This is a genomic window from Methylophaga sp. UBA4204 (genome assembly GCF_002379485.1).
Lineage (GTDB): Bacteria > Pseudomonadota > Gammaproteobacteria > Nitrosococcales > Methylophagaceae > Methylophaga.
The window spans coordinates 688-8,469 of the sequence record NZ_DFTU01000076.1; the positions used below are offsets into that span (position 1 = coordinate 688).

A 7,782-nucleotide genomic window follows, 5' to 3' on the forward strand; every position below is an offset into this window, starting at 1 on the left:
CTAACGGCCGATATTGCCCGCGAACGTGGTTTGACGATTGATGTTGCAGGTTTTGAACGTCATATGGAAGCACAACGCAATCGTGCCCGCAGCGCCAGTCAGTTTGGTGGTGGTTTGTCCGAAACGCTGATTATTGATGGTGAAACTGTTTTCTGTGGTTACGATCATATGCGTAATGAAGGCGTGATCACTGCCCTGCTGGTTGATGGCGAAAATGTCGACAAACTGCATGCCGGTCAGCAAGGCATTATCGTTCTGGATCACACTCCGTTTTATGCTGAATCCGGTGGTCAGGTCGGTGATCAGGGTGAAATTAATACGGCGGGTGCACACTTTATTGTCAAAGACACTCGCAAACAGGGTAAAGCCTTTACCCATATTGGCGAATGTAAAGACGGTACCTTTGAAGTAGGCCAACAGGTCATTGCACATGTCGATGAATATAATCGGCAGGCAACGGCACTGAATCACTCTGCGACACATCTGTTACATGCTGCATTGCGAAATGTGCTTGGTGAACATGTGACACAAAAAGGCTCATTAGTTGATTCACAACGTTTGCGGTTCGACTTTTCGCATTTTGAACCGGTGACCGCTGAACAACTTCGTGAAATTGAACGAATGGTTAATCAGCACATCCGTGTGAACCATGCTGTTGAAACCCGCCTGATGCCAATTGAAAAAGCGCGTCAAAGCGGTGCCATGGCACTGTTTGGTGAGAAATATGATGACGAAGTTCGCGTGCTGAGCATGGGTGACTTTTCGATTGAACTCTGCGGTGGTACACACGTTGGCCGCACAGGTGATATCGGTTTATTGAAGATCACCAATGAAACCGGCATTGCTTCAGGTGTTCGCCGTATTGAAGCGGTCACCGGTGAAGCAGCGCTGAACTATATTGAACAATCAGAAAACCGCCTCAATAGCATTTCCGAACTGGTCAAAGCCAAACCAGAAAATATTGAAGAAAAAACCCAGCAACTGGTGCAACGCACCCGTCAGCTTGAAAAAGAATTGGAATCCCTTAAATCCAAACTCGCCAGCAGTGCCGGATCCGATCTGGCAGCATCTGCTACCGAAATTGGATCGATAAAAGTTCTGGCCGCCAATCTTGAAGGGGCTGATGTAAAAAGCCTGCGTGATACGGTTGATCAACTTAAAAACAAACTGGGCAGTGCCGCCATTATTCTGGCAACTGTAGAAGGTGAAAAAATCACCTTAATCGCCGGTGTCACTAAAGATGTGACCGATAAAATTCGGGCCGGTGACCTGGTATCGCATGTCGCCGCACAAGTAGGTGGTAAAGGTGGCGGCCGACCAGATATGGCACAAGGCGGTGGTAGCGAACCACAAAAATTAACTGCTGCACTCGACTCCGTCACCGAACTGGGTGGCATCTAAGCTGGAAAATTAAGTCATGGCACTTATCGTACAAAAATACGGCGGTACTTCAGTCGGTTCTGTAGAACGTATCCAGGAAGTCGCTAAAAAAGTTATTCAATATCGTAAAGATGGTCACGATATCGTGGTGGTCGTCTCCGCGATGAGCGGCGAAACCAATCGTTTACTGGCTTTGGCGAAAGAAATTAATCCAGACCCACGTGGCCGTGAACTGGATGTTCTATTGTCAACGGGTGAACAGGTCACGATTGCCCTGCTCAGCATGACACTTGAGCAAATGGGTATGCCAGCACAATCCTATACCGGATCCCAAGTAAAAATCCTCACTGACGATGCACATAACAAAGCCCGCATCATGCAGATCGATGATGAAAAAATGCGTCAGGATCTTAGCGATGGCAAAGTTGTCGTCGTTGCAGGATTCCAGGGGTGTGACGAGCAAGGCAATATTACTACGCTGGGTCGTGGTGGTTCCGATACTACTGCGGTGGCGTTGGCTGCGGCGTTAAAAGCCGATGAATGTCAGATTTATACTGATGTGGATGGTGTATATACCACTGATCCACGCGTTGTCCCGGAAGCACGTCGGCTGGATCACATTACCTTTGAAGAAATGCTCGAGATGGCCAGCCTGGGAGCAAAAGTTTTGCAGATTCGCTCGGTCGAATTTGCTGGAAAATACAACGTGCCATTACGCGTACTTTCATCATTTACTGACGGTGGCGGCACATTAATTACCTCTGAGGAACCCTCAATGGAACAAGCGCTTATTTCAGGTATTGCCTTTAATCGCGATGAGGCAAAACTAACTATTTTAGGCGTCCCTGATCAACCAGGTGTCGCCTATAAAATTCTGGGGCCAATTGCCAAGAAAAATATCGAAGTGGATATGATTATCCAAAACACTGGTCATGATTCCACTACCGACTTCACCTTTACCGTTCACCGCAATGATTATCAAACAGCGTTGAAATTACTGAAAGAAACCTCAGAATCCATGGGTGCCCGTGAAGTTACAGGCGATGAGCATATCGCAAAAATTTCACTGGTTGGTGTGGGTATGCGTTCACATGCAGGTATTGCCAGTACGATGTTTGAAACCCTGGCACAGGAAAATATTAACATCAGCATGATCTCCACCTCCGAGATTAAAATCTCAGTTGTGGTGGATGAAAAATATCTGGAACTGGGCGTAAGAGCGTTACATAAGGCATTCCAGCTAGAACAAGCTAAGTAAACCATTGATATCAGGAAGTTTTTCCTATCGATAAGGTGCAACTATCCTGATATACTTTCCACCAAAGATAAGCGGATAATTTATTGTCCAACGCTGTCATAGAGGAAGGAAGACAGAAGATCTTCCAAAAGGAAATAAACGGAACTGGCACGAGGCCTAGCTCAACGAAAGGAGTCATCACTCTCCTCCCCCTCGGTGCCAGATTTTATACTGAAAGGGGAATAACATGTTAATACTTACACGTCGCGTTGGAGAATCTCTCATCATCGGTGATGATGTTGTTGTAAATGTACTGGGTGTCAAAGGTAATCAAGTAAGAATCGGTGTAGATGCACCAAAAGATGTCACAGTTCACCGTGAAGAAATCTATGATCGTATTCAAGCTGAAAAAGATCAATCAAACGCAGGTTAATTAGGCAAATCGACTAGCCAAAAGAATCACAGCTGGTATAATGGCCGGCTTGATGGAGAGCTGGCCGAGTGGCTGAAGGCGCGCCCCTGCTAAGGGTGTATAGGTTAATCCCTATCGAGGGTTCGAATCCCTCGCTCTCCGCCATTTTTTTCTGAAATTATCCTTGTGATAATCAGTAAAAAACAGTACAATTTCACGCTTTAAAGCGCCTGTAGCTCAGCTGGATAGAGTACCTGGCTACGAACCAGGCGGTCGCACGTTCGAATCGTGCCAGGCGCACCAAAAATTGAAGTACATCGAAGCAGTTATCATTAATTTGATAGCTGCTTTTTTGTTTCTGGCGTTTGCTGTTCGAAAATCTAACTAAGTTTATCTGTCATAACCTGTGTATAAAGAGCAAACTGAATTCGCTCGGCTCGGCTATTGATGAGTAATCTACATAAACAATAGATAGAGCCTTGTCATCGCTTTTCCACCACCCTGACTAAATCGCTGAAAATGGAGATTAGAGCGTATTTGATGATTCAGAACACTCATTTATTGAGAGATAAATATTAATTTCTCTTCATGGAGAGGATCTGTATGGAAATAATCGAAAATCGTTTTATTTGAATTTATCAGACTTTACAGCTTCAATTATGAGCTAACCAAGACCAGCCAATACTAAAAAATACCTAGAGAATGTTCCCAAGGTATTTTTGATACCAAGCTCGTTAAGGAAAACAGTAACGAAGAAATTATTCGACTTTTTTTCTCACGAGCAATTTTAGGCAGTTCTCTATCCTTAATAATATCCAGTTGATGGAAACGCAAATAAAGAACTCAAGCAGAAGAGGTTGATGTTTTAAATTCCAAGTTATAGTTTAATTCTAGACTTAATCGGCACTCATCTGACCATACTCTTGATGGAACTCGGCAGATATATCTAAAGCTCTGAAGAGCATTTTGTGAATTTTAATTTTATCGGTTCTTTTTATTTCGCCCTTTGAAATAGTTGGTTGATCTATAAAAGACCATATAAAAGTTTCTAATGTGCTTATTTTTACACCAATTGCACCTACTCTATACAAACACATCAGTAGAGTGGCTTGAACATCGAATTCTCTAACTTTTGAATTTAAATAAGCATCAATAATCTCAAAACAGTCATCAGGAGTTGTGACGTCAGCATATTGCGTCATGATTTCTTCTAACTGTGAAGTAGTAATCTTGCCTCTTGAAAATTCTGCAACCCTGCCCCGTAACAACTCCATCACGATTGATAGGTTTGGATAAAATTCACTCCATTCTTCTGAAAGCGATCTCAACCTTTTTTTAGAATAAGAATTCTCAGCTGCAACTATTGAGCGCCATGAAATTCTTTCTCTATCAAAAGCAACGTTAAAACATTCATTAGAAAATTGTAAAATATCTCTTGGTCTCCAGAGCGTTCTTTCGAGCATATAATCAAAGGATGTCTGCCCTCCACCCTTTTTTGCAGCAGGAAATATATCGTCAAACCCCACATCCTGTCTCGTATATTGACTTTTAAATACTTCATTTATTCTCAGCTCAACTAACGATTTTAGATCTTCCGCTGACCATATCAAAGGTAAAATATAGGACTCATATTTTTCCTGTTGGAAACCTGAGTCTCTAGTTTTATCAAAAACTAATTCTAAAAGGTCTTTTCTGAGCGCAATTATTATTTTAACCGGAGGAAGCTTTCTAAAGTTTTTAATCTCTTCAATTAAAGCTCGTATAAACCTGCATCTAGTATTAGTATTTGCCCAGTCTTCATCCAGCTGATCGATTAGAATATAATATTTACGCTGCATATCATCGAAAGCAAATTCAGCAAGCAAATTTATAATTTCATTTAGCTTTTTAACTTGAAGGGAATTAACAACTTGAGTTGCTCTCTGTTTAATCTCCGTGCGTTCATTCTCGGATAGTTTTTCTACCCCTTCAACAGAAAGATTAACATTCGGAAATTTACCCGTGATACCAGCTTTAGTTTGTGATTCTAATCTACTGGTTATCTCACGAAGTTGCTCGTCTGTATCCAACCAGAATCTATCACCCCATTCTTCAAAGTATTCCAAGGCTTTAGTCTTAACCCTGTCTTTCTTAAAAAAAGTAGAAATTCTTGTATGTAGACTTTTTGCATCTCCTGCACTTTTTATATTATATCGAAGGCGCAATAATTCAACAGTAAGTATGTGGCGCCATAGCAGCCTATAGAATAAATCCAAGTTGATATTCAAAGCCTCAAAAAATTGAATAATATTTGAATACTCAAGAAAGCTTACAGATATGTCGTTCGGGTCAAGGCGAATGGAGTTTTCAGAAACGGAGTGTATTTTATACATTAATGCACTTTTGCCTGAACCGGTTCTACCTAGGATAATAGCCGAAGGGTCATTTACATCCATCAATCTAGATAAATCGCCTTTATCAACAAAGCAGCTTTCTAATAGTTTTGTATCTGTTTCAGCATCAAGGGCACCTAAAACCGTATTTCGTTTTATTTTCAAGACCATCTATATTCCTGTAAGGATATCTACTTATCCAGCTATTAAATGATTGTTCAACTTAGTTAGTTATTGTAGTTGCCCCCACTAAAACGGACACACCTAGCTTGCCACTTTAAGAGCTCGATACTCCCTCGGTGACATCATTTTCAATCCGCTATGCGGATGATAATTGTTGTAGTCCTCAAACCAATCAGACAACTGCGCCATGACGGTTGCCGCATCTGGTCGGTCATTCAAATACACGTAATCACGTTTGAAGGTCTTCACAAACGCCTCAGCCATGCCGTTGCTCTCAGGGCTTCTCACGGGGGTTGTGCATACCTTAAAGCCCAGTGATTTCGCGAACTGCCGAGTGTCATCGGCAATATAGCAACTCCCATTATCGGTCAGCCACTCAACCTGGCGAGGTAGCTCTTGAACATCACCAAACCGCTTTTCAATACTTTCGACCAATACGTCCTGCACCATCAAAGCGTTAATGCCAGTGGTGGTGGCAACATAACTCATGACTTCACGGTCGCAGCAGTCGAGACTAAACACCACTCGGACTTTTTCTTTATTCCAACAGCCGATCTCAAAACCATCTGAGCACCAACGTGTGTTGGAGTGAAGGGTAATAACCTTGCCTTCATGCGCTCGATTATCACCAACACGACCAGTATGCTTCGCTAACAGCAAATTATTCAGTCGCATGATGCGGTAAATCCGCTTTGGATTCACTTTCACAAATGCATGCTCTCCCGATTTTAACTGGCGATTTAAGTGCGCCGTAATACGTCGATAGCCATTGGTTGCACGTTTGTCACACAAATTCTCAATCAGTGGCAACAGCAAGGCATCGTCTGATTTGCTGTAACGTGTCGGACGGCCGGCTTGTCGCCCATTAATCCGTTGGTAAAGATTAGAGCGCGACACACCCAGTGCACTTACGACTCGGATGAGAGGGAATCGTCCGGTGGCAACAATGGCATGCGCGATAGTAACTTTTTTGACTGAGCTATCTCCAGCGCCTCTTTCAGAATTTCCGTTTCCATGGTTTTGCGGCCAAGCAGTTGCTCAAGTTGCTTCACTTTTTTCTGCAACGCTTTGTGCTCAGCTGAGCTGACCACTTCATCACCAGATTGAATTGCCGACATGCCACCGTCTTGCATGAGTTTCTTCCACTTAAACAATAAACTTGGGGTGATGCCGTTTTGTCTGGCCACCAGTGACACCGAATACCCTGGCTGCATACTCATGGCAACAAATTTGGCTTTCTCCTGCGGAGTATAGCGACGACGACGCTGTTCGCCAGTAAAAATTTCAATACGTTCCATAGACACTCCTTAAAGATAGGTCTAAGCCTATCGCTTAATAATTGAGTGTCCGTTTTAAAATGGGGCTATTACACAATGTAAGAATCCCAGGCAATCAAAGGTACATTATCAAAATATTGTTGCTCGTTTATCCATACCTTCCCATTCTTCGTATCAAGTTTTTCATATGCGGGACTATTTTTTGTCATTTTCTTGGTTATTTTATTATCACCTGCTAACGGGAAGGTCGTCATCGAATTTAGCAATAACTTACTATCTAAGAGGTGAAGCATTCTCAGCTCAGCACCCAACTCCACAAGTTTCCAAAAGGTACTTTTTTTGGGGTAAGGAATACGAGGAAAATCTATTTTCAAGAATTCAATATATGTATTTCGATAAGTTGGGCTGTGTAAAACAGCGTACACATAATCCATCAGATCAATAGGGGTAAAGCTTTCACGAGATTTTCTATGTAAACTTAATGGTAATCCAACTGACTCACAAATATCATTGAGAATTTTGTTATCAAAGTTAGGTGTTTTCTCAGTAGTGCTCTCGAAAATATTCTGTTTATGAAAAATATACAGTGGAGCAACGTAACCATTTGCGTACGCAGTATCCAGAACATGTAGGTCAACTAGAGAGTTAGAAATAAAGAAATTGGTGTAATTTTTTAATACAGATGATCTTTCGAAAATCAATGCAACATTCTCAACAGAGATAAAATTCTGCATTATTTTGGTACGTGGATATGCAAGAAAACCTTTCGAATTTCCAGTGAAGACCGTTTTCCGAACATCAAAAGGTCTATAGAGAATGTCTTCATTCGTATGTTGATTAAGTAAATCTACTTTAGCTAGATCTACTTTCCAGTCCCTGCCATCCTCAGGTAATTGGTTGAATCGTACCGGGTTTATCGGA

Annotated in this window: 5 protein-coding genes, 2 tRNA genes and 1 pseudogene; 5 read left to right on the forward strand and 3 right to left on the reverse strand. The window is 42.1% G+C overall.

What is annotated here, in order from left to right; all coding sequences use genetic code 11:
* The 5 genes and pseudogenes from alaS to B3182_RS10905 form a co-directional block, all read left to right on the forward strand.
* Positions 1 to 1,414, forward strand: a pseudogene (gene alaS, locus B3182_RS10885) (alanine--tRNA ligase); the annotation flags it as partial.
* A 3-nt stretch (positions 1,415 to 1,417) separates the two neighbouring features.
* Positions 1,418 to 2,638, forward strand: a complete 1,221-nt coding sequence (locus B3182_RS10890; RefSeq protein WP_292356753.1) for an aspartate kinase — start codon at positions 1,418 to 1,420, stop codon at positions 2,636 to 2,638.
* 226 nt (positions 2,639 to 2,864) lie between these two features.
* Positions 2,865 to 3,050 (forward strand): carbon storage regulator CsrA, encoded by a 186-nt coding sequence (csrA, locus tag B3182_RS10895; RefSeq protein WP_014706856.1) that lies wholly within the window; start codon positions 2,865 to 2,867, stop codon positions 3,048 to 3,050.
* Positions 3,051 to 3,104: 54 nt separating this feature from the next.
* Positions 3,105 to 3,194, forward strand: a tRNA-Ser gene (locus B3182_RS10900).
* Between the two features lie 61 nt (positions 3,195 to 3,255).
* A tRNA-Arg gene (locus B3182_RS10905) sits at positions 3,256 to 3,332 on the forward strand.
* Positions 3,333 to 3,925: 593 nt separating this feature from the next.
* On the opposite strand, the gene B3182_RS10910 is transcribed toward B3182_RS10905, so the two are convergent.
* The 3 genes from B3182_RS10910 to B3182_RS10920 form a co-directional block, all read right to left on the reverse strand.
* A complete protein-coding gene (locus B3182_RS10910) occupies positions 3,926 to 5,572 on the reverse strand; it encodes a P-loop ATPase, Sll1717 family (protein WP_292356755.1) in 1,647 nt (548 codons plus the stop codon).
* A gap of 93 nt (positions 5,573 to 5,665) precedes the next feature.
* A protein-coding gene (locus B3182_RS10915; protein ID WP_414673534.1) for an IS3 family transposase occupies positions 5,666 to 6,882 on the reverse strand; the annotation gives its coding sequence in 2 pieces (ribosomal slippage) (positions 5,666 to 6,567 and positions 6,567 to 6,882; 1,218 coding nt in all).
* A gap of 68 nt (positions 6,883 to 6,950) precedes the next feature.
* A partial coding sequence (locus B3182_RS10920; protein ID WP_349677696.1) for a type ISP restriction/modification enzyme occupies positions 6,951 to 7,782 on the reverse strand: 832 nt, incomplete at its 5' end.